The 25,188-nt window shown below is 73.0% G+C and carries 21 protein-coding genes and 1 pseudogene; 17 read left to right on the top strand and 5 right to left on the bottom strand.

The annotated features are described in order from the left end of the window. Nucleotides 1-669: RNA-guided endonuclease InsQ/TnpB family protein (locus tag V6U90_RS08805; protein ID WP_334433130.1), on the bottom strand; the 669-nt coding region annotated here is incomplete at its 3' end. Nucleotides 670-836: 167 nt separating this feature from the next. On the opposite strand from V6U90_RS08805, the gene V6U90_RS08800 reads away from it, so the two are divergent. The 14 genes and pseudogenes from V6U90_RS08800 to V6U90_RS08735 form a co-directional block, all read left to right on the top strand. After that, entirely contained in the window at nt 837-1,598 is a 762-nt protein-coding gene (locus V6U90_RS08800; protein ID WP_334433128.1) for an SDR family oxidoreductase, read from the top strand. Between the two features lie 8 nt (nt 1,599-1,606). After that, nucleotides 1,607-2,569 carry a Gfo/Idh/MocA family protein gene (locus V6U90_RS08795; protein ID WP_334433126.1) on the top strand — a complete coding sequence of 321 codons (963 nt, stop codon included), beginning with the start codon at nt 1,607-1,609 and terminating at the stop codon, nt 2,567-2,569. Continuing rightward, complete coding sequence (locus V6U90_RS08790; RefSeq protein WP_334433124.1) at nt 2,566-3,810, top strand: amidohydrolase/deacetylase family metallohydrolase; 1,245 nt, start codon at nt 2,566-2,568, stop codon at nt 3,808-3,810. The genes V6U90_RS08795 and V6U90_RS08790 overlap by 4 nt, the downstream gene beginning before the upstream one ends. Further along, nucleotides 3,810-5,012, top strand: a complete 1,203-nt coding sequence (locus tag V6U90_RS08785) for an aminotransferase class V-fold PLP-dependent enzyme (RefSeq protein WP_334433122.1) — start codon at nt 3,810-3,812, stop codon at nt 5,010-5,012. The genes V6U90_RS08790 and V6U90_RS08785 overlap by 1 nt, the downstream gene beginning before the upstream one ends. A gap of 5 nt (nt 5,013-5,017) precedes the next feature. Beyond that, on the top strand, nt 5,018-5,866 hold the full coding sequence (locus V6U90_RS08780; RefSeq protein ID WP_334433139.1) for a fumarylacetoacetate hydrolase family protein: 849 nt from the start codon (nt 5,018-5,020) through the stop codon (nt 5,864-5,866). Then, nucleotides 5,863-6,732 (top strand): hypothetical protein, encoded by an 870-nt coding sequence (locus V6U90_RS08775; RefSeq protein WP_334433120.1) that lies wholly within the window; start codon nt 5,863-5,865, stop codon nt 6,730-6,732. The genes V6U90_RS08780 and V6U90_RS08775 overlap by 4 nt, the downstream gene beginning before the upstream one ends. Then, nucleotides 6,716-7,546 carry an IclR family transcriptional regulator gene (locus V6U90_RS08770; RefSeq protein ID WP_334433117.1) on the top strand — a complete coding sequence of 277 codons (831 nt, stop codon included), beginning with the start codon at nt 6,716-6,718 and terminating at the stop codon, nt 7,544-7,546. Before V6U90_RS08775 ends, V6U90_RS08770 begins: the two co-directional genes overlap by 17 nt. A 25-nt stretch (nt 7,547-7,571) precedes the next feature. Beyond that, nucleotides 7,572-7,976 (top strand): Rid family detoxifying hydrolase, encoded by a 405-nt coding sequence (locus V6U90_RS08765; protein ID WP_334433115.1) that lies wholly within the window; start codon nt 7,572-7,574, stop codon nt 7,974-7,976. 36 nt (nt 7,977-8,012) lie between these two features. Then, a complete protein-coding gene (locus V6U90_RS08760; protein WP_334433113.1) occupies nt 8,013-8,744 on the top strand; it encodes a (Fe-S)-binding protein in 732 nt (243 codons plus the stop codon). Then, the gene (locus V6U90_RS08755) at nt 8,741-10,198 is read left to right on the top strand and encodes a lactate utilization protein B (RefSeq protein WP_334433111.1); all 1,458 of its coding nucleotides are present in this window, start codon (nt 8,741-8,743) and stop codon (nt 10,196-10,198) included. The genes V6U90_RS08760 and V6U90_RS08755 overlap by 4 nt, the downstream gene beginning before the upstream one ends. Further along, nucleotides 10,195-10,815: a LutC/YkgG family protein gene (locus V6U90_RS08750; protein ID WP_334433108.1), complete on the top strand. Its 621-nt coding sequence runs from the start codon at nt 10,195-10,197 to the stop codon at nt 10,813-10,815. The genes V6U90_RS08755 and V6U90_RS08750 overlap by 4 nt, the downstream gene beginning before the upstream one ends. A gap of 388 nt (nt 10,816-11,203) precedes the next feature. After that, on the top strand, nt 11,204-12,784 hold the full coding sequence (locus V6U90_RS08745; protein WP_334433106.1) for a DHA2 family efflux MFS transporter permease subunit: 1,581 nt from the start codon (nt 11,204-11,206) through the stop codon (nt 12,782-12,784). A gap of 226 nt (nt 12,785-13,010) precedes the next feature. Further along, nucleotides 13,011-13,751, top strand: coding sequence for a lytic polysaccharide monooxygenase (locus tag V6U90_RS08740; RefSeq protein ID WP_334433104.1), 741 nt, complete (start codon nt 13,011-13,013; stop codon nt 13,749-13,751). A gap of 8 nt (nt 13,752-13,759) precedes the next feature. Next, nucleotides 13,760-14,368 (top strand): annotated as a pseudogene (locus tag V6U90_RS08735) (DUF305 domain-containing protein); the annotation flags it as partial. 110 nt (nt 14,369-14,478) lie between these two features. On the opposite strand, the gene V6U90_RS08730 reads toward V6U90_RS08735, so the two are convergent. Next, a complete protein-coding gene (locus V6U90_RS08730) occupies nt 14,479-15,600 on the bottom strand; it encodes a hypothetical protein (protein ID WP_334433102.1) in 1,122 nt (373 codons plus the stop codon). Between the two features lie 251 nt (nt 15,601-15,851). Between V6U90_RS08730 and V6U90_RS08725 the strand changes: the two genes are divergently transcribed. Then, nucleotides 15,852-16,406: an aspartyl/asparaginyl beta-hydroxylase domain-containing protein gene (locus V6U90_RS08725; protein WP_334433100.1), complete on the top strand. Its 555-nt coding sequence runs from the start codon at nt 15,852-15,854 to the stop codon at nt 16,404-16,406. A 42-nt stretch (nt 16,407-16,448) separates the two neighbouring features. On the opposite strand, the gene V6U90_RS08720 is transcribed toward V6U90_RS08725, so the two are convergent. The 3 genes from V6U90_RS08720 to V6U90_RS08710 all read right to left on the bottom strand — a co-directional run bounded on the left by V6U90_RS08720 (nt 16,449) and on the right by V6U90_RS08710 (nt 20,485). After that, entirely contained in the window at nt 16,449-17,705 is a 1,257-nt protein-coding gene (locus tag V6U90_RS08720) for a vWA domain-containing protein (protein ID WP_334433098.1), read from the bottom strand. Further along, nucleotides 17,702-18,964 (bottom strand): AAA family ATPase, encoded by a 1,263-nt coding sequence (locus V6U90_RS08715; RefSeq protein ID WP_334433096.1) that lies wholly within the window; start codon nt 18,962-18,964, stop codon nt 17,702-17,704. Before V6U90_RS08715 ends, V6U90_RS08720 begins: the two co-directional genes overlap by 4 nt. A 75-nt stretch (nt 18,965-19,039) precedes the next feature. After that, nucleotides 19,040-20,485, bottom strand: coding sequence for a hypothetical protein (locus V6U90_RS08710; RefSeq protein WP_334433094.1), 1,446 nt, complete (start codon nt 20,483-20,485; stop codon nt 19,040-19,042). 153 nt (nt 20,486-20,638) lie between these two features. On the opposite strand from V6U90_RS08710, the gene V6U90_RS08705 reads away from it, so the two are divergent. Both V6U90_RS08705 and V6U90_RS08700 read left to right on the top strand, forming a co-directional pair. Further along, entirely contained in the window at nt 20,639-21,925 is a 1,287-nt protein-coding gene (locus V6U90_RS08705; RefSeq protein WP_334433091.1) for a hypothetical protein, read from the top strand. A gap of 22 nt (nt 21,926-21,947) precedes the next feature. Further along, entirely contained in the window at nt 21,948-25,148 is a 3,201-nt protein-coding gene (locus tag V6U90_RS08700; RefSeq protein ID WP_334433088.1) for a BTAD domain-containing putative transcriptional regulator, read from the top strand. The last annotated feature ends 40 nt before the right edge of the window (nt 25,149-25,188 follow it).

Here is a 25,188-nt window from a genome sequence, read left to right as displayed (position 1 = left end):
CTTTTCCTTGCGCGCCAGTTCCCGCTGGGCGCGGGCGAGCCGATGGCGGTCAGCCCGCTCGTGCCGGGGATTGGCGATCTTCTCCCCGGTCGAGAGGGTGAGCAGGCTGTCGATCCCGGCGTCGATCCCGACCGTACCCGAGGCCGAGGTCTGCTTGATCACGTCGTCGCAGAGCAGGGACACGAACCAGCGGCCCGCGCTGTCCTGCGACACGGTCACCGTGGACGGTGTGGCGCCTTCGGGCAGCGGCCGGGACCACACGATGTCCAGTGGCTCGGCCATCTTCGCCAGCGTCAGCCGGCCCTCGCGGTAGCGGAACGCGCTGGTGGTGTACTCCGCCGATCGGCGCGACTTCTTCTTGCTCTTGAAGCTGGGGTAGCGGGCGCGTTTGGCGAAGAAGTTGGTGAACGCGGCTTGCAGGTGCCGCAGCGTCTGCTGCAAGGGGACCGAGGAGACGTCGTTGAGGTAGGCCAGCTCGTCGGTCTTCTTCCAGCCGGTCAGCATCGCCGAGGTGGCGTTGTAGGTGACCCGTTCCTGGCGCAGCGTCCACGCCTCGGTGCGGGCAGCGAGGGCCATGTTGTAGACCTTCCGGACGCAGCCGAACGTACGCGCAAGCTCGGCAGCCTGCGCGTCGGTCGGGTAGAAGCGGAACTTGAACGCCCGCTTCACGGTCCTGGTAATAGCTCACAAGCTAACAAGCTGGCCGGTGAGCCTCGCGGTGACACGCGGATGGACGCCGATCCGCCTTGGCGGCGGATCGGCTTTCCCTGCTCTGCGCCGCAGGGGTCCCATTTCCTCTCCGGCCTGAAGGCCGGAGTATCCACGGAAGGAATGCGATGAACTCAACCGCAGTTGTCGTCGGCGCGGGTCGGGGCATCGGACAGGCGATCGGCGAGGACCTCGCCCGCAGCTACCCGGAGGACCGGCTGGTCCTCGCCGATGTCGACCTGGCGCTGGTCGAACAGGTCGCGGCATCGCTGCGGGGACAGGGCGTCGACGCCACCGCCCACTTCGTCGACCTGGCCGACCCGGATTCGGTACGCCGGCTGGTCGACCGGACCCCCGGCGCGGACAAGGTCGCGATCGCCGCCGGGATCTTCGACAGCTCCCCCACCCTCGACGTCGACGTCGCCGACTTCGAACGGATCATCCGGGTCAACACCATCGGCTGCTTCGACGTCGCCCGCCACTACGCCGCCGACATGGCCACTCGGGGAACCGGCTCCATCGTCGCGATCGCGTCCATCGCCGCCCGGATGCCCCGGATGCGCCAGGCGGCGTACGCGGCCTCGAAGGCCGGCCTGCGGCAGGCCCTGCGGGTACTGGCGATGGAGGTCGCCGGCAACGGCGTACGGGTCAACACCGTGTCGCCCGGGGCGACGGACACCGAGATGATGCGGCAACTGGCCAGCGACCACGCCACGGTCGACGACCTGGCCGAGGGCAGCCTGATCGCGTTCCGGCCCCGGATCCCGGCCGGCCGGGTCGCCCGGGGCGCGGACATCGCCTCCGTGGTGCGGTTCCTGCTGTCCACGGACAGCTCCCACATCCTCCTCGGCGACGTCGTCGTCGACGGCGGCGAACTGCTGGGGATGTAGGGGGAGGCATGCTCAGGCTCGGAATCATCGGCGCCGGCATCATGGGTGCCCGGGTGGCGGAGGCGGTCGGCGGCCTGTCCGGGGTGACGGTGACCGCCGTCGCCGACCCCCGGCGCGGGCAGGCCGCACGGGTGGCGGCCGGGTGCGGGGCCACCGCGTTCGGCGACTACCCCGAACTGCTGCGGTCCGGACTGGTCGACGCAGTGTACGTCGGGCTGCCGCACCGGTGGCACGCGGCGGCCTGCGTGGCGGCGGCGGAGCACGGGGTGCATGTCCTGATCGACAAGCCGCTGTGCACCACGGTCACCGAGGCCGAGCGGATCATCGCGGCCCGGGACCGGGCGGGAATCACGCTGATGGTGGGCTTCAGCTACCGCTTCCGCGCCGAGTGGATCCGGGCCCGGCAGGCGGTGGCCGACGGGCTGATCGGGGCGCCGGAGCTCGTCTCCGACGTGATCGCCGAGGCGGATCCGCAGACGCCACCCTGGTACTGGGCCGCCGACGAGGGCGGCGGCATCGTCCACTTGCAGGCCCACCACTGCTTCGACCGCCTCACCTGGCTGGTGGGCAGCCCGCTGACCGAGATCACCTGCCGGACGGTCGGGGCGGCGGGCGGGGCACCGACGGCGGCGACGCTCACCGGGGTCTTCGCCTCCGGAGCGGTCGCCGCCATCGGACTCTCCTTCGGCCGTACCTACCGGGCGGACGCCCGCACCCTGTGCCTGGTGCAGGGCAGCGCCGGTCAACTGCACCTGGACCAGACCCGGACGCTGGCCACCCAGACAGCGTCGGCGGACCGCGTCGAGTCGTACGCCGACGACGACTGGCTGACCCGGCAGATGGCGGCGTTCGTCGACACCTGCGCCGGGTCCGGGGCGTCGGTCCCCACCGCCGAGGACGGTCGCTACGCCGTCCGGTGCGCCGCCGCCGCCGAGGAGTCGGCCCGGACCGGACGGACGGTGGCGCTGTGACGGACGGGTTCACCCTCCGGGGCGGGCTGGTCTGCGACCCGCAGGCCGGCACACTCAGCCCCGCCGACGTGGTCGTCCGCGACGGCCGGATCGCTGCCGTCGTCGACCGCACCGCCCCGCCGGGCGGGGACGACCGGGCGACCGGGGGCGGAGTGGTCGACGTGTCGGGGTTGATCGTCACCCCCGGTCTGGTCGACCTGCACACGCACGTCTTCGTCGGCCAGGACCTCGGTGTCGACCCCGACGTGGTCGGCCCGCCGTCCGGGGTGACCACCATGATCGACACCGGTAGCGCGGGCGGGCACCTGTTCGGCGCGTTCCTGCGCAGCACCGTCAACGTCGTCGGTCCCCGGGTCCGCGCGTTCGTCAACATCTCCAGCATCGGCACCACCAGCATCCTGCTCTCCGGCGAGCTGACCAACCTCGACTACGTCGACGTGCGGGTCTGCCGGGACGCGGTCGAGGCGTACCCGGACCAGATCGTCGGGGTGAAGATCCGGGCCTCGCACAACGTGGCGGCCGGCAACGGCACGGTGGCCCTGGACCGGGCCCGGCAGGTCGCCGACGAGACCGGGCTGCCGCTGATGGTCCACCTGGGACCGCAGCCGCCGTCCCTGCCGCAGATCCTGGACCGGCTCGGGCCGGGTGACACCCTCACCCACTGCTTCACCGCGCTGTCCGGGTATCCGCTGACCGAGCAGGGCCGGGCGGTCGACGTGGTTGCCCGCGCCCAGCAGCGCGGTGTCGTCTTCGACGTCGGACACGGCATGTCCGGCTTCGACCCTGACCAGGCCCGCGCCGCCGTCGACGCCGGTTTCCTGCCCGACACGATCAGCTCCGACCTGCACCGGTACTCCCGGGACATCGTCGTCGACCTGCCGCACGTCATGGCGAAGTTCCTCGCCATGGGCGTCAGCCTCACCGAGGTCGTCCGCCGTACCACGATCGTCCCCGCCCGGGTGGTGGGACTGGACCGGCAGGGTGTGGGCACCCTGCGCCCGGGTGCCCCGGCCGACCTGGCGGTCCTGCGGGTCACCGGCACCGACGGCCCCAGCCTCGGCGGCCACCCGGCCGGGCCGGCGACGGTACCGACCGTCACCGCTGTGCTGACCGTCCGGCAGGGCCGCATCGTCCACCCGCGTTCCGACGCCGGCGCGGCCCACACGGCCGGCCCCGGAACGCGCACACCGCACCCTCCCGGCCATTCCACCCCACGCACCGAAGGGCACCCCACTCGATGATGGACATCTACGCAGAGCTGGGCATCCGCACCCTGATCAACGCCGTCGGCCCGGCGACCCGGCTCGGCGGTCTCCCGCTGTCCGACGAGGTGACCGAGGCGATGCGGGTGGCGGGGACCCGCAACGTCCGGATGGACGAACTCCAGGAGGCGGCCGGCGCCGAGATCGCCACGCTCATCGGCGCCCCGGCCGCCTACGTCACCAGCGGGGCGGCTGCCGCACTGAGCCTGGCCACGGCGGTCTGCCTGGCCGGGGACCGGCCCGCCGCCGTGGACGTCCTGCCGGCGGTGACCGGCCCCCGCCGACGGGTCGTCATCCAGCGGGCCCACCGGGACCCGTACGACCACGCGGTGACCGCGGTCGGCGCGGACCTGGTGGAGATCGGCTATCCCGGCTCCACCCGTCCCGACGAACTGGCGAGGGAACTCGACGACCGCACGGCGATGGTGCTGTGGCGGCCCGGCCGTGGCGGTGACCACCTGGACATCGCGGAGGTGTCGGCACTGGCCCGGCCCGCCGGGGTGCCGGTGCTGGTCGACGCCGCGATGGACGTCCCACCGCTGAGCCGGCTCGCCGCGCTGTTCGACGGCGGCGCCGACCTGGTGGCGATCAGTGGCGGCAAGGCGTTCCGGGGCCCGCACACCGCCGGCATCCTGTGTGGGCGGTCGGATCTGGTCGCGGCGGTGGCCCTGCACCATCAGGACATGGACATCCGGCACCGGACCTGGCAGCGCTCCGAGGTCACCGGCGCCGACCCGGTACGCGGTCGGCACGGCATCGGCCGGGGCATGAAGGTGGGCCGGGAGCAGATCGTCGGCCTGCTGGTCGCGGTCCGGGCCTTCGTCCGGGACCCCGACGCCCACCACCGGCACGGCCGGCAGGAACTCGCCGACATCCGCGCCCTGCTCGACGCGGACAACCGGTGCGTGGTCCGGGACGGCTACGAGCATCACCTGGACGTACCGGTCATCGAGATCGACCTGTCACCGTCGGGTCATCGGGCCGACGAGATCGTCCGGGAGTTGGACCGGGGCAGCCCGCGCATCCACGTCGGCGAGGACCTGGCCTGGCGCGACGTGCTCACCGTCAACCCGATGGGACTGCACCCCGGGGACGGTGCCGCCCTGGCGCGACGCCTGATCGAGGTGCTCGACGACGGCACCCGGCACGGTGCGGCGGACCCCAGGGAGGCCGGGCGGTGAAGCTGATGCGGGTCGGCGCACCGGGCGCCGAACAGCCGGTGGTCCGCGTCGCCGACGACGACCACCGGGACCTGCGTCCGGTCACCCGGGACATCGACGCGGTGTTCCTGGACTGCGGCGGGCTGGACCGGGCCCGGCAGGCGGTCGAGGCCGGCACCCTGCCCCGGGTGGACGTCACCGGACTGCGGATCGGCGCGCCGGTCGCCCGGCCCGGCGCGGTGCTGTGCATCGGGATGAACTACGCCGCGCACGCCGCCGAGTCCGGCGCGGCGGCGCCGGAGCAGCCCGTGCTGTTCTACAAGTCACCCAACACCGTCGTCGGTCCGCAGGACACCGTGCTCATCCCCCGCCAGTCGCAGCGCACCGACTGGGAGGTCGAACTGTCCGTCGTGTTGGCCTCCCGGGCCCGTTACCTCGACTCGCCCGACGACGCGGCGGCGCTCATCGCCGGGTACGCGATCTCCAACGACGTCTCGGAACGCTCGTTCCAGCTCGACGTCTCCGGTGGACAGTGGTCCAAGGGCAAGAGCTGCGAGACGTTCAACCCGATGGGTCCGTGGCTGGTCACCGCCGACGAGGTGGGCGACCCGCAGGCGCTGCGCCTGCGCAGCTGGGTCAACGGTGCCCCACGCCAGGACTCCACCACCGCCGACATGATCTTCGGAGTGCACTTCCTCATCTACCACCTGAGTCAGTACCTCGTTCTCGAACCGGGCGACGTCGTCAACACCGGCACCCCGCAGGGGGTGGCGCTCTCCGGCCGGTTCCCGTACCTGCGCCCCGGCGACGTGGTCGAGACGGCGATCGACGGTCTCGGCCGGCAACGCAGCGCCTGCGCGGCGGTGGCGTCGTGAGCGCGGCGGCGGGCGTGACGCCGGCGGCCGGGGGTGGGCCGTTCACCCTGACGGCGGTACCGGTGGCCCGGCTTCCCATCCCCGGCTGGGAGGCGTTCTTCGGCGAGAACGACACCACCTTCCACGACCTGTACTTCTATGTGTGGCTGGTCAGCGACGGCGAACACACCGGCCTGATCGACCTGGGCCTGCCCCTGGACGCCGACGACCGGGCCGCCCTGGACCGGGCCTGCCAGGGCGTCGACCCGCGCAGCCGGTTCCACGACGTACGGCTGCTGCCGCAGGTCCTCGACGACCTCGGGGTACGCGGCGAGGACATCGACTTCGTGCTGCTGACCCAGACCATCACCTACCACACCGGAGGGCTGGTCCCGGCACTGCTGCCCCGGGCGACCGTGTACGCCTCGCACGCCGGCATCCGGGAGATGCTCTGCTCGCCCCCCGGACACCCGCCCACCGAGTTCTACTTCACCGCGGCCTCCTGGGCGGCGCTGCGGGATCTGGCCGTGGCCGGACGGCTCGTGGTCACCGACGGGCCGGTGACGGTCGCCCCTGGGCTGGTGTTCGAGACCACCGGTGGTCACCATCCCGGCTCGGCCGGGGTGCGGGTACGCGCCGGGCACGGCGTCGTCGGGCTGCTGGAGACCGCGTTCTTCGCCCGCAACGTCGCCGAGGAACTGCCGATCGGTATCGCCGAGGACGCCGCGACATGCCGCCGGGTCATCAAGGAGTATCGAAGGATCTGTGATGAGGTGGTGGCGCTGCACGACCCGGGTAACGGCGACCGGTTCCGGGCCGGATCTGCGGCGCCCACCCCGGCCACCCCTCGGTACCAAGGAGTCCAGGACCATGACCTCCGCCCGTAACAGCGCACCGGACAGCCCGTCGGCCGCCGGCGTCAAGTCGGCCGAACGGGCACTGGACCTGATGGAGTACCTGGCCACCCGCCGCTCCGGTGCGACGTTCCCGCAGATCAGCCAGGACCTCGGCCTGCCCAAGAGCAGCCTGCACGGCCTGCTGACCACACTGGTCAACCGGGGCTGGCTCTACCTGGACGAGGAGAGCCGGCGCTACCGGATCGGATTGCGGGTCTGGGAGACCGCACAGAGCTTCGGCTACCTGGACAGTCTCGCCCACCACGCCGACCGGCACCTCACCGCCGCCCGGGACGAACTGGACGAGACGGTGCAACTGGCGGTCCTCGACGGGATCGACAACGTCTACATCGCCAAGGTCGAGGCCGACCATCCACTGCGGCTGGTCTCCCGGGTGGGGATGCGCCTGCCCGCGTACGCCACCGGACTGGGCAAGGTGCTCCTGGCCCACCTCGAACCGACCGACCTGCGGGCCCGGCTGCGGGGCGTGACCATGCGCCGGTTCACCGAACACACCATCGCCACCCCGGAACTGCTCCAGGAACGGATCCGGGAGATCCGGGAACGCGGCTTCGGTGAGGACGACGGCGAGTACACCCCCGGCGTGTTCTGCGTCGCGGTGCCGGTACGCGACGCCAGCGGACGTGTCGTGGCCGCGATGAGCTGCTCGATACCGCGCGCCCGGCTCACCGAGGGGCAGGCACACCGCGACCGGCTGGTGAACTCGCTGACCCGGCACGCCGAAGGGTTGTCCCGGGAACTCGGCTGGACCGGCGCCGACCGGTACGCCGGCGCCCCGTCCTGACCACCGACACAGACAGGAGAACGACATGGCGCAGCAGGTACAGACCGACCAGGCGCCGGCACCGGCCGGCGCGTACTCCCAGGGTCTGGTCGTCAACGGAATGCTCTACACCGCCGGGATGGGCCCGGCCGACCCGGCCACCGGGGAACTCGTCGGCGACGACATCGGCACGCAGACCAACCAGGTGCTGCGTAACCTCGACGCGGTGCTGCAGGCCGGCGGTAGCTCCCTGGCCCGGGTCGTCAAGGTCACCGTGCACCTGGCGGACCTGGCCGACTTCGCCGGGTTCGACCGGGCGTACCGGCGGCTGATGTCCGAGCCGTACCCGGTACGCACCACCGTCGGATCGACCCTGGCCGGGATACTGGTCGAGATCGACTGCGTGGCGACGGTCGACGTCGTCCCGGGCGCTGCTGCGGCGACCCCGTGACAGCGCCCCGCACACCGGTGACCGGGCGGGGCTGAGATGCGCATCGCGCTCTTCGTCACCTGTGTCAACGACCTCGTCTTCCCCGGTACCGGCCGGGCGGTGGTCCGGCTGCTCGAACGCCTCGGGCACCGGGTGGAGTTCCCGCAGGACCAGACCTGCTGCGGACAGCTGCACGCCAACACCGGCTACCGGGCGGAGGCACTGCCGCTGGTGCGGGCCTTCGTCACCACGTTCGACCGGTACGACGTGGTGGTGGCGCCCTCCGGCTCGTGCGTGGCGATGGTGCGCGACGCCTACCCCCGGCTGGCCGCGGACGACCCGGCGCTGCACGCCGCGGTAACCGCTCTCGGCCCGCGCACCCTGGAGCTGTCCGAGCTGCTGGTGGACGTGCTGGGCACCACCGACGTCGGCGCGACCTTCCCCCACCGGGTCGCCTACCACCCGACCTGTCACGGGCTCCGGATGCTCCGCCTGGCCGAACGGCCCCGCCGCCTGCTCGCCTCGGTGCGGGGCCTCGACCTGGTCGAGCTGGCCGAACCGGAACAGTGCTGCGGGTTCGGCGGTACGTTCGCCCTGAAGAACAGCGCGGTGTCCGGGGCGATGCTGGCCGACAAGTGCGCCGACGCCGTGGCCAGCGGTGCGGAGTACCTCGCGGCAGCGGACAACTCGTGTCTGGCGCACATCGGCGGTGGACTGGCCCGGCGGCCAGGAGCACCCCGCCCGATCCACTACGCCGAGATCCTGGCCGGTCCGGAGTCGTCCCGGTGACCGGCACCGGACGGATCACCGCCGCCCTGCCGTTTCCCACCGCGGCCCGCCGGCAGCTCGCCGACGAGCAGTTGCGGGCCAACCTGCGTCGGGCCACCCGCACCATCCGCGACCGGCGGGCCCGGACGGTCGCGGAGGTGCCCGACTGGGAGGCGCTGCAGGCGGCGGGGACGGCAATCAAGGACGACGTGCTGGGCCGCCTACCGGAACTGCTCGAACAGTTCGAGGACGCGGCAGGCGCCGCCGGGGCGCAGGTGCACTGGGCGCGGGACGCCGCCGAGGCGTGCGCGGTGGTCACCGGGCTGGTGCGGGCCACCGGGGCCGACGAGGTGGTCAAGGTCAAGTCGATGGCCACCCAGGAGATCGGGTTGAACGAGGCGCTCGCCGCCGCCGGGATCACCGCCGTCGAGACGGACCTGGCCGAGTTGATCGTGCAGCTCGCCGGTGACACCCCGTCGCACATCCTGGTACCGGCGATCCACTACAACCGTCGGCAGATCCGCGACATCCTCGCCGCCGGGCTGCCGGAGGTCGACGCATCCCGGTTGACCGACGACCCGGTGGTCCTGGCCGGGGCGGCCCGCCACCGGCTCCGGCAGCGGTTCCTCACCGCCCGGGTGGCCGTCTGCGGCGCCAACTTCGCCGTCGCGGAGACCGGCTCGCTGGTGGTGGTGGAGTCCGAGGGCAACGGCCGGATGTGCCTGACCCTGCCGGAGACGCTGATCTGTGTCGTCGGGGTGGAGAAGCTGGTGCCCACCTTCGCCGACCTGGAGGTCTTCCTCCAGCTTCTGCCGGCCTCGGCCACCGGGGAACGGATGAACCCGTACACGTCGGTGTGGACCGGGGTACGGCCCGGAGACGGCCCCCAGTCGGTGCACGTCGTACTGCTGGACAACGGGCGCAGCGACACCCTCGCCGACGAGGTGGGCCGGCAGGCGCTGCGCTGCATCCGCTGTTCCGCCTGTCTCAACGTCTGCCCGGTGTACGAGCAGGTCGGCGGGCACGCGTACGGGTCGACCTACCCCGGTCCGATCGGCGCGATCCTGTCCCCGCAGCTCACCGGGCCCGACGGGGGTGCCAACCGGACCCTGCCGTACGCCTCGACGCTCTGCGGCGCCTGTTACGACGTGTGCCCGGTACGCATCAACATCCCGGAGGTGCTGGTGCACCTGCGCCAGGTGGACGTCGACGCGCGCCGTGACCGACCGTCCCCGGAACGCGCCGCCATGCGGGCGATGTCGTGGGTGCTGCGTGACCGGCGGCGCTACCGGGCGGCGTTGCGCGCCGCCCGACGGGGTGCGGCACCCCTGCGGTGGGTGACCGGCCGGAGGGGCACGGTACGACGGCTGCCGTGGCCCCTGTCCGCCTGGACGGCCGACCGGGACGCCCCGCTGCCCGCCGCGCAGACCTTCGGCGACTGGTGGGCCGGTCGCGGGTCGGAGGCACCACGGTGACCGCGCGCGCCGACATCCTGACCCGGCTGCGCGCCGCCCGCACGGCGGCACCGGTCGTCGTGCCACGCGGGTACGACCGCGCGCCGGTCGTACCCGACCTGCTCGGGGTGTTCACCGACCGGCTGGCCGACTACCGGGCCGGGGTGCACCGGACGGGGTCGGACCGGCTGCCGGGGGTACTGGCCGGGCTGCTGCCCGACAGCGACACTCTCGTGGTGCCCCCGGGTCTCCCGTCACACTGGTTGACCGGCCGCGCAGGGCCCGTCCGGCGCGACGGTACGCCCCGCCCACTGGCGGTGACCGATCTGGCGGCCGGGCAGGTCTCGGTGCTCACCGGCTGCGCCGTCGGGGTGGCCCTGACCGGCACGCTGATCCTGGACTGCGGCCCGGACCAGGGCCGCCGCCTGCTCACCCTGGTACCGGACCACCACGTCTGCGTCATCCGGGCCACGCAGGTGGAGGCCGGACTGCCCGGGGCACTGGCCCGGTTGGCCGATCCCACCCGTCCGCTGACGTTCATCTCCGGGCCGTCGGCGACCAGCGACATCGAGCTGGCCCGGGTCGAGGGGGTCCACGGACCGCGTCGTCTGGACGTGGTCGTCGTCGACGACCGGTGACGCCCCGACCCGGGACCGGGGTGCGCGGCCTGCCGGCACCGCGAGGGACGTGACGAGCGTCACCAGGCTGGCGAGCTCCGCCGCGCCCGTGGTGAGCAGAATCCGCCGGACAGCACGCACCCGCCCTGACAGGGGTCGAGACGGCGGCACCGGTCGGCGCGACCCGGTCCGGCCCGCCGGGGTGATCAGATCACCGGCAGTAGCTACGGATCTGCGGACGGTACGGGCAACCCTCCCACCCAGCGCGATGCCCGATATCCCGCGCGCCAAGAGTCGGTGCCGCTGGATAGTCTGCCTGCCGACGTCGCCTCACATTAGTGCCCCCGGCCCGACAGGCGCGGTGCTGTCCACCGCCGGTCGGCCGAGACCGAATTTCAGGAGAATCTTGGTGACCCAGCAACCCGTCGCGACAACGGACAAGCTAGACGCCGCAGTCCTCAAGGTGGCCGGCGTCGTCGTCCTCGGCGCCATCATGTCGATCCTCGACGTGACGGTCGTCAGCGTCGCGCTGCCGACCTTCCAGAGCGAGTTCGACGCGTCGTACGCCCGAGTCGCGTGGACGATGACCGGTTACACGCTCGCGCTGGCCACCGTGATTCCGATCACCGGATGGGCCGCCGACCGGTTCGGCACCAAGCGCCTCTACATGGCCGCGCTGGCGCTGTTCACGATCGGCTCCGGGCTGTGCGCCACCTCCGACTCGATCGGGCAGCTCATCGCCTGGCGCGTCGTGCAGGGCCTCGGCGGCGGCATGCTCATGCCGCTGGGCATGACGATCATGACGCGGGCGGCCGGACCCCACCGGATCGGCCGCTTGATGGCGGTACTCGGAATCCCGATGCTGCTCGGGCCGATCGGCGGGCCGATCCTCGGTGGCTGGCTGATCGACACGGCGAGCTGGCAGTGGATCTTCCTGATCAACCTGCCGATCGGTGCCATCGCGCTGGTCTACGCCCAGATGGCGCTGCCGAAGGACAACCCTGAGCCGTCGGAGTCGTTCGACATCGTCGGCATGCTGATGCTCTCGCCGGGTCTCGCCCTGTTCCTCTACGGCGTCTCCTCGCTGCCCGAGGTCGGGACGTTCGCCGACTCCGAGGTGTGGCTGCCGATGGTGCTCGGTGCCGTACTGGTGGTGGCGTTCGTGTTCTACTCGTTCAAGCCCCGGCACCCCCTGGTCGACCTGCGGCTGTTCGCCAACCGGAGCCTGACCATCGCCTCGGTGACCATGTTCGTGTTCATCATCGCTTTCATGGGGGCGGGGCTGCTGTTCCCGAGCTACTTCCTCCAGGTCCGGGGTGAGTCCACGCTCGCTGCCGGCCTGCTGATGGCGCCACAGGGCATCGGCGCGATGATCACCATGCCGATCGCCGGCACACTGGCGGACCGGGTGCCGGTGGGCCGGACGGTGCCGTTCGCGCTGGTGCTCATCGCCCTGGGCTTCTTCACCTTCACCCAACTCGACGCGGAAACCTCCTACTGGCTGCTCTGCGGCTCGCTGTTCGTCATGGGTCTGGGCATGGGTGGCACGATGATGCCGATCATGACGTCGGCGCTGCGTACCCTGCACCCCAACGAGGTGGCCCGGGGTTCCACCCTGGTCAACATCCTCCAGCAGATCGGCGGCTCGATCGGCGCTGCGGTGATGTCGGTGATCCTGACCAACGAGCTGAACGGTTCCCGGCAGATCCCCGGTGCGACGACCCCGGATGGCGAACCGCTCACCGAGGCGGGGCTGGCCATCGCCGCCCAGCAGCAGCCGGGGCTGCTCCAGCAGTTCCCGGTGGACCCGTCGCTCATCAGGCGCGGCCTGGACTTCGCGGCGGACTCCTTCGCGACCACGTTCTGGGTGGGGTTCGCGCTCGTGCTGGTCACGTTCATCCCGGCGGCCCTGCTGCCCCGGCGGCGCGAGCAGTCGCACCTGCTCGACGACCAGCAGGCGGAGCGACCGGCGCCCGTCGTCATGCACTGAGTTTCCGTATCCGTGGGCCGTCAGGGGGAACCCTGGCGGCCCACCGCTGTTTTGGCGGTACGGGTCTGTGCGGTGAAGGTGCTGGGACGCCGCCCGCTTCCGGGCGGGCGGCGTCACGCCGGGCTGGTCACCGGGGGCGTCACCGCCATGATTTATAGACAACAACCTACACTGTTAACAACGTTTAATTTATGTTCATGGCATCTCCCCCTCCGAAGGAGTAGCCATGCGCCGAAGAATCGCCATCCCGCTGCTCGCGGCGGGCACCGTCGCCTCCACCCTGGCCGTCGCCGCGCCCGCCCAGGCCCACGGGTACGTCTCGTCGCCCCCCAGCCGGCAGGCCCTCTGCGCGCAGAACAAGGTCCCGGACTGCGGTCAGATCAAGTACGAGCCGCAGAGCGTCGAAGGCCCCAAGGGCCTGCGCAGCTGCCACGCCGGCATCGCCCAGTTCGCGGTACTCAACGACGACAGCCGTAACTGGCCCGCCACCTCGGTCGGCAGCTCGGCCACGTTCACCTGGGTCAACACCGTCCGCCACGCCACCAGCAACTGGGAGTACTGGATCGGCAGCACCCGGATCGCCGTCGTGGACGGCGGCGGACGACAGCCCGACGCCACCGTGTCCCACAACGTCAACCTCAGCGGATTCTCCGGGCGGCAGAAGCTGCTCGCCATCTGGAACATCGCCGACACCGCCAACGCCTTCTACGCCTGCGTGGACCTGCAGATCGGTGGAGGCAACCCGACACCCAGCCCCACTCCGAGCCCGACCACCCCGTCGCCGACCCCGACGGCGAGCCCGACCACGAGCCCGACCGCGCCCAGCGGCACCTGGACCGCCGGCCGGGCCTACCAGGTCGGGGACGTGGTCACCTCCAACGGCGTGACCTACCGCTGCCGCCAGGCACACACGGCGCTCCCGGGTTGGGAACCGCCCAACGTGCCGGCCCTGTGGACCCAGCTCTGACCGTACGGATGCGGCGCATGCCGGGCGTGCGCCGCCCCCGCCCCTCGGCCCGGCCGTCGGATCGGAGGAACGGCATGCGTCGCCTGCTCGCCGCCGTACTGCTGGCGGCCCTGCCATCCGTCACCGGCTGCACCGGCCAACCCGCGGGCCCCGCCCCGGAGGCAGCCCGGTCGGCACCGGTCATCGACGCCTCGACCAGCACCATCGACGTGCTGTTCCTGACCATGATGGTGGCGCACACCGAACAGACCCTGGAGATCGCCCGGCTCGGGCGTGACCGGATCACGGACACCCAGCTCCGGACACTGGTCGCCGCCATCGATGTCACCGAGACCGATGAACTGGCCACCATGCGCCGATGGTTGCGCGACGCCGGACCCGAGGTCGCGGCCGCTGCCGCCCGGCACGACCACTCCGGACACAGCGACGCCGTCGCCGGACTGACCCGGCTGCGCGCCGCCCCGCCCGGCGAGGTGGACCGGGTGCTGCTCGACGTGCTCAGCGCGCACCAGCGCACCGCGGCCGACCTGGCCCGGGCGCAGGTACGCGCCGGCACCAGCGAGCGGGTACGCGAACTGGCCCGGCGTATCGCGCAGTCCCGCACCGCCGAGGTGGAGTTGATGGCGACGCTGCCGGCAGCCCTGGGGTCCGGGCGCACCGCCACCGCCAACCCGCACCCCGGCAGCGGCACCGGGACTCCGGCGGCCGGTACCGTCGGACGGACCGGTTACCGCCGGCCACGACGCGTACGCACGGCTGCCACCAACGCCAGGGCGAGCAGGCCCAGACCGCCGACCACGACGGCCCGGGTGGTGTCCCGGGGTCCGGCGCGGTCGGCGGCGTCGGCGGCGCGGGTGGCGGTCGGTGCCGGGGCGTCCCGGCGGGTGACCGTCGGCGCCGGGGTGTCCCGGCGCGGGGTGGGCGACGGAACCGGGGTCAGGGCGTAGCGCAGGACCGTGGGCCGGGTACCCGGCGGCTGGCCTGCGCTCTCGGAGACGGTGAGCAGGGACCGCCCGTCCCGGCTGTAGCTGACCGCCTCGCCCTGCGGTTCGTCCGGCAGCGCGGTGACCCGTGGCGTTCCCCTGGTCAGCGCGGCGATCACGGCACCGCCGGACACGTCGAACTCGAACGCGTCGGCGTAGGTGCGCAGCACCACCCGGCTACCGTCCGGGGCGGTCGCGGCGCCGGTGACCAGCCTCCGGCCCAGGAAGGAGAACGGGTTCGAGGTGGTGGTGCCCGGTAGCCGTACCCGCCCCACCTCGACCAGCGGCACCGTCGCATCCCGTCGCAGTGGTCCCACCGGGGTGTACAGGCCGGCGCCGCCGCTCTGCTTGGTGACGATCACCGGGAGGCCGTCCCGGGTCACCAGGAGCGCTTCGGCGTCGTGCGGTCCGTCCGGATAGGTCATCCGGTAGAGGACCGGCCTGCTGGCCCTCGGCGCGAGTTTCCACACCGCGATCGTCTCCCGGGCCCGGCCGTTGTCACCGATGTCGCCCACCCAGATCGTGCCGTCGGCACCGACCGCCAGGTCCTCGGTGTCACGTGGCCGGGACGGAAAGGGCAGGGTCCGTACGACCGCACACCTGCGGTCGAGAAAGAAGATCCGCCGGTGGGACTCGTCGTCGGCGCCGTCGTTGACCACGACGAATCCGGCGTCGGTGGCGACCAGCCCGGAGATCTCGTTCAGCCGGCCGTCACGCACCTGGCAGACCGGCACCGCGCCGGTCGGGGCCATGGCCGTCGGAGCTCCCACTGCCGCGCCCGGAGCCACGGTGACGGCGAGGACGGCGGCGAGCGCGACCAGCACCGCGCACCGCCGCCCCCGGACGGCCTGGTCAGGTACCCGCACCACCCACCTCTTCCCCACGACGCGAGGACCGGCACAAGCTCCGGACCACACCGGCCAGGTACCTGACCGGTCCCGTTGGGCACCGCAGCGGCACAGCCGCTGTCCGGTCGCACCGTCCGGGACACCAACCGTATCGACAGGCCCTCCCCGCCGACCCGGCCTGTCCGGACGGTCGTGGGCCGTCGTGGGAGGGTCGATGCCACCGGCAGGATGGACATGTTCTTCGTCAGGCGTCACGACCCGGAGGCGACATGTTCCTCGACCCCGACCGCTTCCCGTTCCTCGCCGAGCTACCGCGCCGGTGGGCAGAGATCCGCGACGAGTACCTGGCCCTGCCCGAGGACACCTTCGAGCCGTGGGTGCAGCGCGAGATGTACGGCCACGGCTGGAGCGTGTACGGACTGGTCGCCTTCGGTACCCGCATCGAGGCGGCCCTGGCCTCCTGTCCCCGTACCGCGGACGCCCTGGCCGGCATCCCCGGTCTGACCACGGCCGGTTTCTCCCGGATGGCACCGGGTACCCACATCAGACCCCACGAGGGGTGGGTGACCACCGTCTACCGGACCCACCTGGGGCTGGTGGTACCCGGCGGGGAATGCGCGATCCGGGTCGGCCGGCAAACCAGAAGCTGGCACGGGGGTGGTCTGCTGGTGTTCGACGACACCGTCGAACACGAGGCGTGGAACCGGACCACCGCCACCCGGGCAATCCTGCTGCTCGACTTCACCCGCCCCGGCCAGGAGCACGCCGCACCCGACGTCCCACCGGCCGAGGTCGCCCGCCGGATCGCCCGCCGACAGGGCTGAGGAACGCGGCCGGCAACCGAGACGCCAACGGCGGCTCGGTCATCACCGACCCGGAGCGGACCCGATGACGACCACCCGCGCCCACTCGGGCGGCGTATCCGGCACGTAGTCGGGGTCGTCCTCGCGCCAGGACGGCGCCACCCCGTGCCGGGGGAACAGCCCCACCACCGTCCGGCAGGGCGGCCGGGTCGTCGGCCAGGGTGTCTGCCCGTCGGTCAGGGCAACCATGACATCCGGCCGGGGCCTCGCCCGCAGTGCCCGGGCGAACCCGGCACGCAGGTCCGTTCCCCCGCCGCCCACCAGTGGGATCCCCTCGGCCCGGCACAGTGGGTGTACGACGCGGGCCGCCGCGTCACACGACAGCACGGTGACCAGGTCCCGCCGGCCCCCGACGGCACGGGCGATCGCAGCGACCTCCAGCAGGGCACTGCCGAGTTCGGCGTCACTGACCGAGCCGGACGTGTCGATGACCACCGAGACCCGTGGCGGCCGGCGCCGCAGGCTCGGCAGGATGACGCCGGGCAGGCCGGCGGAGCGTCGCGACGGCCTGCCGTAGACGTAGTCCTCCCCCGCACCGGGGCCGGACGCCGCCGAACGGAGCGCCGCCCCCAGCAGGTCCCGCCACGGCTGCGGCGGATGGAACGCCTCCTCCGCCCAGCGCCGCCAACCCTTCGGGGTGTCGCCCGGGCGGGCGGTGATGCCCTGCGCCACCCGGAACCGGACCGCGTCCCGCTCCTGCGCGCTGAGTCCGTGGGCACCGTCCGCTCCCAGGTCCCACTCCCGTTCCAGCCCGTCGGCTCCGCTGCCGCAGTCCAGCCAGGCCAGGCTCTGCGTACGCGGTCCGAGCCGGAACATGCGCAGGTAGTCCTCCATCAGTTCGCCCTCGGGCAGCCCCAGCAGTCCCGGTCCGACGGCGCCTTCGGGGCGGGGCAAGCCATCACCGAACACGTCGTCGTTGATCTCGCAGTCTGCGGCGATGTTCATCCGCAGCCGCTCCCCCGGGCCGGTCAGTCCGCGTTCCCGCGCGACCCGGTCGCTCCGCCCGTGATGGTCGCGCAGCAAGTGGGACACCTCGTGTACCCACACCCCGGCCAGTTCCTCCACCGGGGTCCGATCCACGAAGGCCGGCGAGACGTAACATCGCCAGTGCCGGTCCACGGCCATCGTGGGGACCCGCCGCGATTCCACCGCGTGCAGGGCGAACAGCGCCGTCGCCAGGTAGGGCCGGACCCGGGCGGCGTGCAGTCGGGCGGCGAACAGCTTCTCCCGGTCCAGCGTCCCCGGCGTGTCCGGCGTCATCGGCCGGTACCCGCGGCGGCGGCGACCCGCGCGGCGGCGTTGTCCGCCCGCCGGGTCAGGGACACCGCACCGGCAAGCCGGTCGATCGATGCCGGGACGTCCCAGTCGTCCTGCCGTAGCGTGGCGAGCGTGGTGGCCGGAACGACCACCAGGTCGGGGGCTCCGGTCTCCACGGCCCTGGCCAGCAGGGTCCACGCGGCGTCCCAGCGGGACCTTTCCGGACGGTTCCGGACCGCCTCCACCACGGCGTCGAGAACGGCCTGGCGCAGGTCGCCCCGTTCGGGCAGGTCGGCCGTTGCCGGGCTGGCCAGCAGTTCCTCCGGGTCCGGCAGGTCCATCCTGTCCAGGCTGGCCAGCAGCTCCAGCCCCGGCCCGTCGCCCACCGTGCTCCGAACCAGCATGGACAGTACCTCCCGGGAGGTGTCGGCCACGGTGGCGAAGGCGGTCAGCCGCAGAGCCATCTCCCAGGTGCGCGGTGATGGCCAGGGGCCACCCCGGCGGGTCTCGTTGGCGGGCAGCCGGTGCACGAGTCCGGGACGTGCGGTCAGGAACCCGCACACCGCGCGGCGGGCGAGGGCCACCGCCCCGGACAGCCGCTGCGGGTCCAGCCGGGGTAGCGATGCCCGGGGCCAGGTGCCGCCGAGGCCGCGCACCACGACCTCGGGGTCGTGGGTCCACTGGAGGTGGACGAACCGGTTGGCCAGGGGTGGGCTCAGCTCCCAGCCGTCGGCTGCGGAGGAGCGTGGATTGGCGGCGGCGACGATCCGGACCCCGGCGGGTAGCCGCAGCGCGCCGACCCGCCGTTCGAGCACGACGCGGAGCAGGGCGGCCTGGACGGCCGGTGGTGCGGTGGACAGTTCGTCCAGGAAGAGCAGCCCCCGGCCGGCGCGTACCAGGCGCACCGCCCAGTCCGGTGGGGCCATCGGGACGCCCTGGACTGCGGGATCGTCGCCGACCACGGGCAGACCGGCGAAGTCGGACGGCTCGTGCACGCTGGCGATCACCGTGGTCAACGGCAGGTCGAGGGCGGCGGCGAGCTGGGTGAGGGCGGCGGTCTTGCCGATCCCCGGTTCCCCCCACAGCAGCACGGGCAGGTCGGCGGCCACGGCCAGGGTCAGGGCCGCCAGCTGGGTGTCGGGGCGGGGCTCGGTGTCGGTGTCACCGAGGAGGGCGAGCAGTTCGGCGGCGATGTCGAGCTGGGCGGCGTGAACCGGGCCGGTGGGCGTGCCAGGGGCGGCGGGCAGGATGGTGCTGGGCATGTGCGATCACCTTTGGGTGGGCCGGCAGCGGGCCGGGGGCAGGCAGGGACAGCAGAAGGGGATGGGACTGGCCGGTCAGCGGAATGTCGCGTGGCGGGGGCGGGTCCGGTGGTCGCGGGGCCGGCCGGTGCGGGACCGGTGCGGCACCGGTCCGTGTCCGGTCAGCCCGGCGCGGAACAGGCCGTGCGCGATCCGCCGGAGCGCGGCCGTCTCCAGTTCGTCGCGCAGGGCGCCGCTGCGCAGCAGCGCGTCGGGCCCGAGGAGATCCTCGACGGCAGCCAGGGCACCGGCGGTGTCGCCGTGGTCCAGACGTGCCCGGACGTCAGCGAGGCGCTCCGGATGGCGGTGCGCGTCGTCGATCGCCTTCAGGCAGGGCAGCGGGGTCCCGGTCAGCGCGGCCAGCAGCTCCTCGCGGCGGATCTCCGCCGGGTCGTGGTCCAGCGCTACGAGTACCCCGTTCACGGGACCGATGCGGTGCCGGGCACCCCGGCACTCGACCAGGCGCTGGTTGGCGGTGCCGTCGGGCATCCGTGGGGCGTCGGCCGGCGGATGGCCTGGTACGAGCGCCGACGCGACGAGCGGATGCAGCCCGTCGACGTCGATGAGTCCGGCGCTCAGCAGAGCCAGGTCGGGTGGCACCCAGGTCGCCGCGTCGGGCAGTACCGGCAGCGCCGACGTACGGCTACCCGTTGACATCGACGTGATCCGTAGCCCGGGGATGCCGCCGGTATTCCCGTCCACCGACAGGTCCAGTACCAGCTGATACCTGGCCCCGAGCCGCACGGCGACGGCGCCACCGGTCCGCCCCTCCACCTCGAGCAGGATCCCCGCTTCGGCCGCCCACCGGTCCACGGCGCAGCCCCGCCCCCGCAGGACGTCCGCTGCGGGGTGGCCGTCGGCAAGCGGTGCGGCCTGCTCACCGGCGGACGGTGCTGGGTCGGCGCCAGGGGACGGCCGGTCCGCCCCGGAGCGGACCCGCAGTTCATCGGTTCTGCGGGCGTCCCACAGGTGGCGGTGCAGGTCGAGGCGGAACCGTCGATGGGGACGGGGATGCGGATGCGACCCGGGTCCGGATCGGGAGCCGGGTCCGGACCGCGATCCGTCCCACAGCGCGAGGCTGATCCGCTGACCGGCGTCGGCCCAGGCCGGTGGGGTCCGGACCACGAGGTGCACCGGGTTGCCGTCCGCCTGCCCCGGTGGGTGGTAACGGGCCAGGGGGATGGTCAGACCCGGCCGGAGCAGCCCGTCGGGGGCGATCCTCGGCATGTGCCAGCGGAGCAGGTCAGGGGCCAGATGACGGAGGTCGTCGCGGATCCGGGCCGCGAGCTCGCGGCCGTGGGTACGGGCCACGACGCGCAGATCCAGATCGACGTCGACGCGTGCGGCGGCACAGGCTCCGGCCCAGTCGCCGACGGTACGGCGGGCCGTCGCGGAACTGATCATGGAAGGCGGCACGGCGAACTCGCGCACCTGCCGCCACAGGGAGAGACGGGGATTCCCGTCCACGGTCAGGGGGTGCATCAGCACTCACCTTGCGTGGAACGGACCCCCAATCTACGGAAGGAGGTAGTCATCGCGGGCAGCATAGCGCCTCCCGGACGGGTGGGACACCCCGTACGGGCAGCAGCGGCAACCGGCTGGACACGGTTGATCTTCGGTGACAGGATCCGCCCCGTGTCGCATCCCGCACCCCCGGCCGGCAAGGGCCCCACTCCCGTCCTGCAGCGACCGGAGGTCCCCCTGGTCGCTGCGGTACTCGCCCCGGTGTTCGCACTGTCCGGTGTGACGTCCCTGGTCGGCGCGCAGGTCCTGCCGTGGGTGAGCGTACGGACCGGGGACATGTTCCCGGGGCTCAGGCCCGCCACGGTGGGGGTCTGGCACCTCCATGACCTGGCCGGGGCCACCATTCCACTCCACATCGGATGGGCGGGACTGCTCGGGCTGATCGTCGTCGCCTGGGTCAGGCCGTCCTGGCGTCGGTACGCGTTCCGGGCTGCCGTCGGGCTCTCGTTGGTGCTGACCTTCCTGATCTGTGACCTGGGGCAGGCCGCCATCGAGGCCGGCGGGTACCAGCGGGCCGACCATCCGGACGCATCCCTACAGACCGGAGCCGTGCTCGGCATGTTCGGCACCGCCGCGCTCGTCCTCTCGGTCGCGGCGCTGGCCCGATCCACCGGACACCGGCAGGTGGCCACACCGCCGCCGTACGTCTCCAACCAGACGCCCCCGGCGCCGCCCACCGTCCCGGCCCGGACGCCACAGACCGCAGCGCCGCCGGCAGCAGCGGCCACAGCGCCGCCACCAGCACGGGAAACCGCAGCGCCGTCGGCGGCAGCCGGCGGTGAGGGCTGGTCCGCCCGGCCCGTCTGGGTACCGTGGTGGCGCCGCCGGGGCCCACGGACGGCGGCGATCGCCGGAGCGGTGGTGACGGTGGTGCTGCTGGCGACGACGGTCTGGATGGTCGCCCACCGACCGGCCCCACCACCGTGGCGTACCGCCACCCTGGATGAACTGATCATCGAGCCGACCGGGGTCGGCCCACCGGTCACCCCGCCGGACATCGCCGAACAGCTCGACCTGCGCGACGGCGACGCCGCTTCGGTGCTGTTCGGCCTCACCGGTGTCCAGCAGTCCGTCGGCAAGGGCTGGGCCGAGGCCGACGGCACGTTCGTGACGATCATGCTGCTGCGCTTCGGCTTCCCGGACAGCGCCGAGCGGTTTGCCGCCACCTGCGTGCAGCACCTGCAGCGGCAGGTCGGCCGGAGCGGTGCCGCCGACCTGCCCGACCTGGGTGGCGCCAGCGCCTTCACCAGCACCACGGCCGGAGCCGGCGGGGTGGCCCGGGTACGGATCATCGCCCACCGGGGAGATGTCGTCGTCCTCGTCACCGAGACCGCGTCGTCGACGGTTTCCACAGGCCACGCCCACCGCTACGCACGGGAGCAGTACCACCGGCTGTGACCTGGGCCGGCGCCCGGCGCGGATGGTCTGGTACGGTACGCCGCTGCTGGCCCGAGCCCGGCACTCCGGCACGGACCGGCGGGAGACGGACGGTGCGGACGGTCGGGAGGTGCACATGACGGACCTGCACTTCCGGATCCTGGGTCCACCGCAGATCGTCCTCGATGGACGACCCGTGCCGGTCGGCGGGCCGAAACAGCAGGCCCTGCTGGTGCTGTTCCTGCTGCGACCGAACCGGTTCGTTGCGGCGGACTGGCTGGTCGACGCGTTGTGGGACGGTCGGCCACCGGCCAGCGCCCACATGACGCTGCGCACCTACGTCGCCGGGCTACGGCGGGCGGTGGAGCCGCAGCGGTCCTCCCGCGCACCGAGCCGGATCCTGCGTAACCACCCCGGAGGATACGAGCTACGGGTCGATCCCGACGCCATCGATGCGGTCCGGTTCGGCCAGCTCGTGGACCGGGCAGCGGCCGCGCTCACGGCCGGGGACGCGGACGCGGCGGAGCAGGGCTACGACGCGGCGCTGGCGTTGTGGCGCGGCGAACCGCTCGCGGGCCCGGCCGATCTGGGCGTGGTACGTCCGGAGGTGACCCGGCTGGTGGAGCTGCGCCTCGACGCCGAGGAGGGACGGTTCGCCGCGATGGTGGCCGCCGGCCGGCAGGCGACGGTACTGGCGCAGTTGCGTCGCTTCGTCACGGCGAACCCGCTGCGTGAGCGCGCCCGGGCGCAGCTGATGCTGGCGCTGTACCGGTCGGGTCGGCAGACCGAGGCGCTGGCGGTCTTCGACGAGGGCCGTCGGTTGCTGGCCGACGGGTACGGACTCGATCCGGGTGACGAGGTACGCGCCGCGCATTGGCTCATCCTGACCGGGGCCGTACCCGCCGACACCCCGATGACACCACCCGTGACGACCGACGCGGTGGTGGTCGGGGCGACACCGGCCGGGGCGACGGGCCGGCTGGTCGGCCGGCATGCGGAGCTGGCCCGACTCGCGGAGGCGCTGGACGCCGCGATCCGCCACGGTGGGCGGGTCGCCGCCATCGTGGGCGAACCGGGAATCGGCAAGACCAGTCTCGCCGCCGCCCTCAGCGGACAGGCTGCCGCCACCGGTGTCCCGGTGGTGTGGGGCCGTTGCCCGGACATCGGGCAGGCACCACCGTTCTGGCTGTGGCGCCAGGTGGTACGCGAACTCGCGGCGATGCCACAGGCCGGTGACGCCGGCTCGGCACCACGACTGGGCGGGTTCGCCGCCGGACCGTTGGCCGGCCTGACCGGTACGGTCGAGCCCGACCCGACGGCCCGGTTCCAGGCGTACGAGGCGGTGTCCGAGCTGGTGCGGGCGGTGGCCCGACCGAGGGGCCTGCTCGTCGTCCTGGACGACCTGCACGCGGCCGACCCGGATTCGCTGCTGCTGCTGCGGTTCCTCTCCCCGGTCCTGTCCGGCACCCGCGCCTTCGTCGTCGTCGCGCTACGTCCCTACGACCACGACCCGACACTGGTGGCGACCGTCGCCGCACTCGCCCGGGGATCCGGCTACACCCCGCTACGGCTGACCGGACTGGACATGCCGTCGGTGACCGACCTGATCGCGGATCACACCGGTATGCCGCCGACCGACCGGGTCGTGGCCCGACTGGCGGCCCGTACCGGTGGGAACCCGTTCTTCCTCACCGAGCTGCTCCGGTGGCGGACCGACCCGACCGGCGCGGACCTGCCACCGAGCATCAGGGACACCGTCCGGCTGCGCCTGCACGGGCTGCCCGAGGCGGCCCGCCACTGCCTCGACCTGCTCGGCGTCGCCGGCCGTGACCTCGACGTGCAGATCATGGCGGCAGCCCTGGACATGACGACGCCGGCGGTCGCCGACGCCCTCGCCGCAGCCCATGCGGCCGCACTGGTGACCGAGGCCGGACCGGGTGGGGTGCGGTTCCGGCACCCGCTGCTGGCCGAGGTCGTCTACGCCGAGCTGCCCCCACCACGGCGGGCCGTGGCACATGCCCGCCTGGCCGGGGCGTACGAGGCGGCCGGGACGGTCGCACCGGCGGAGCTGGCCTACCACTACGGCCGGGCGGTCGGGCTCGGCCACGGCGACGACCACCTGCGGTGGTCGCTGGCCGCAGCGGACGACGCGACCCGGCGACTCGCCTACGAGGACGCCATCGGCCACCTCGACCGCGCCGCGCAGCGGCTGGCCGTGCGGTCCGCCGGCTCGCCGGACGCGGCACGGACCGAACTGGCCGTACAGCTGCACCGGGCGTCGCTGCTGCAGATGGCGGTCGGTGTCGGCAGTGAGGCGGCCGGGCAGGTCTGTGCCCGGGCCCGGGAGCTGCTGTCGCTGGTGGGCCCGGACACGGACATCCGGCCGGCGCTGTGGGCGCTGGGTGAGCTGGCGGCCAACCGGGCCGACTTCGCCATCTGCACCGACCTCGCGCAGCGGCTCGTCGCGGCCGGGGACGACGGCACGAACCTGATCACGGCGGCCGGGGAGTACCTGCTGGGCGTGGTCGGCTACTTCACCGGACGGCTCGCGGAGGCCGACCGACGGCTCACCACGGCGGTCGACCTGCTGCGGGAGGTGGATCTGCGGCTGCTCAGCCGGCAGGTCGGTCGGCGTCCGGTGCTGGCCGCCTACAACTTCCGGGCACTGGTCCGGTCGCTGCGGGGCGACGCCACCGCAGCGGCGGACCTCACCGACGCCGCCGCCCTGGCCGACGAACTCGACGATCTGTACGGGCGGGCGAACGCGGCGCTGTTCGCCGGTTGGCTGGGGTTGCAGGAGCACGACGTCGTCGCGGTCCGGAGCGCGGCGCGGCGCTGCCGGGAGATCGGGGCGGCGGGCGGACTGCCGCACTTCGTCACCACCGGGACGTTCCTGCACGAGTGGGCCGCCGCCCGGGGCGGTGACCCCGACCGGCTACCCGCGATGCGGGCCGCCGGGCAGGCGATCTACCAGCTCGGGCTCCGCGCCACCCGCACCATCGTGCTCAGTGCGATGGCCGAGGCGTACCTGTCGGCCGGTGACGCGGTCACCGCAGCGGAACTGGCCGACGAGGGGCTGGCCACGGCGGACGAGTTGGACGAGCGGGTGGTCACCGCCGAGCTGCACCGGGTACGCGGCCTCGCCTGCGGTGATCCGGCCGCGCTGCGTACCGGTGCCCGGCTCGCCACCACGCAGGGCGCCGGGCTGCTCCTGGCCCGTTTCACCGCCGACGCTGGTCACTGACCGGTGGAGGTCGACCTCCACACCGTCTCCACACGCCCTC

The organism is Micromonospora sp. CPCC 206060 (assembly GCF_036906895.1).
GTDB lineage: Bacteria > Actinomycetota > Actinomycetes > Mycobacteriales > Micromonosporaceae > Micromonospora.
This window is presented reverse-complemented; position numbering and strand designations above follow the sequence as displayed.

Excerpts from the sequence above, each read along its gene's own strand:
- V6U90_RS08800 (WP_334433128.1), top strand. The coding sequence starts at position 837 with ATGAACTCAACCGCAGTTGTCGTCGGCGCGGGTCGGGGCATCGGACAG.
- V6U90_RS08795 (WP_334433126.1), top strand. The coding sequence starts at position 1,607 with ATGCTCAGGCTCGGAATCATCGGCGCCGGCATCATGGGTGCCCGGGTG.
- V6U90_RS08785 (WP_334433122.1), top strand. The coding sequence starts at position 3,810 with ATGGACATCTACGCAGAGCTGGGCATCCGCACCCTGATCAACGCCGTC.
- V6U90_RS08780 (WP_334433139.1), top strand. The coding sequence starts at position 5,018 with ATGCGGGTCGGCGCACCGGGCGCCGAACAGCCGGTGGTCCGCGTCGCC.
- V6U90_RS08770 (WP_334433117.1), top strand. The coding sequence starts at position 6,716 with ATGACCTCCGCCCGTAACAGCGCACCGGACAGCCCGTCGGCCGCCGGC.
- V6U90_RS08765 (WP_334433115.1), top strand. The coding sequence starts at position 7,572 with ATGGCGCAGCAGGTACAGACCGACCAGGCGCCGGCACCGGCCGGCGCG.
- V6U90_RS08760 (WP_334433113.1), top strand. The coding sequence starts at position 8,013 with ATGCGCATCGCGCTCTTCGTCACCTGTGTCAACGACCTCGTCTTCCCC.
- V6U90_RS08740 (WP_334433104.1), top strand. The coding sequence starts at position 13,011 with ATGCGCCGAAGAATCGCCATCCCGCTGCTCGCGGCGGGCACCGTCGCC.
- V6U90_RS08725 (WP_334433100.1), top strand. The coding sequence starts at position 15,852 with ATGTTCCTCGACCCCGACCGCTTCCCGTTCCTCGCCGAGCTACCGCGC.
- V6U90_RS08720 (WP_334433098.1), bottom strand. The coding sequence starts at position 17,705 with ATGACGCCGGACACGCCGGGGACGCTGGACCGGGAGAAGCTGTTCGCC.
- V6U90_RS08715 (WP_334433096.1), bottom strand. The coding sequence starts at position 18,964 with ATGCCCAGCACCATCCTGCCCGCCGCCCCTGGCACGCCCACCGGCCCG.
- V6U90_RS08710 (WP_334433094.1), bottom strand. The coding sequence starts at position 20,485 with ATGCACCCCCTGACCGTGGACGGGAATCCCCGTCTCTCCCTGTGGCGG.
- V6U90_RS08700 (WP_334433088.1), top strand. The coding sequence starts at position 21,948 with ATGGTCTGGTACGGTACGCCGCTGCTGGCCCGAGCCCGGCACTCCGGC.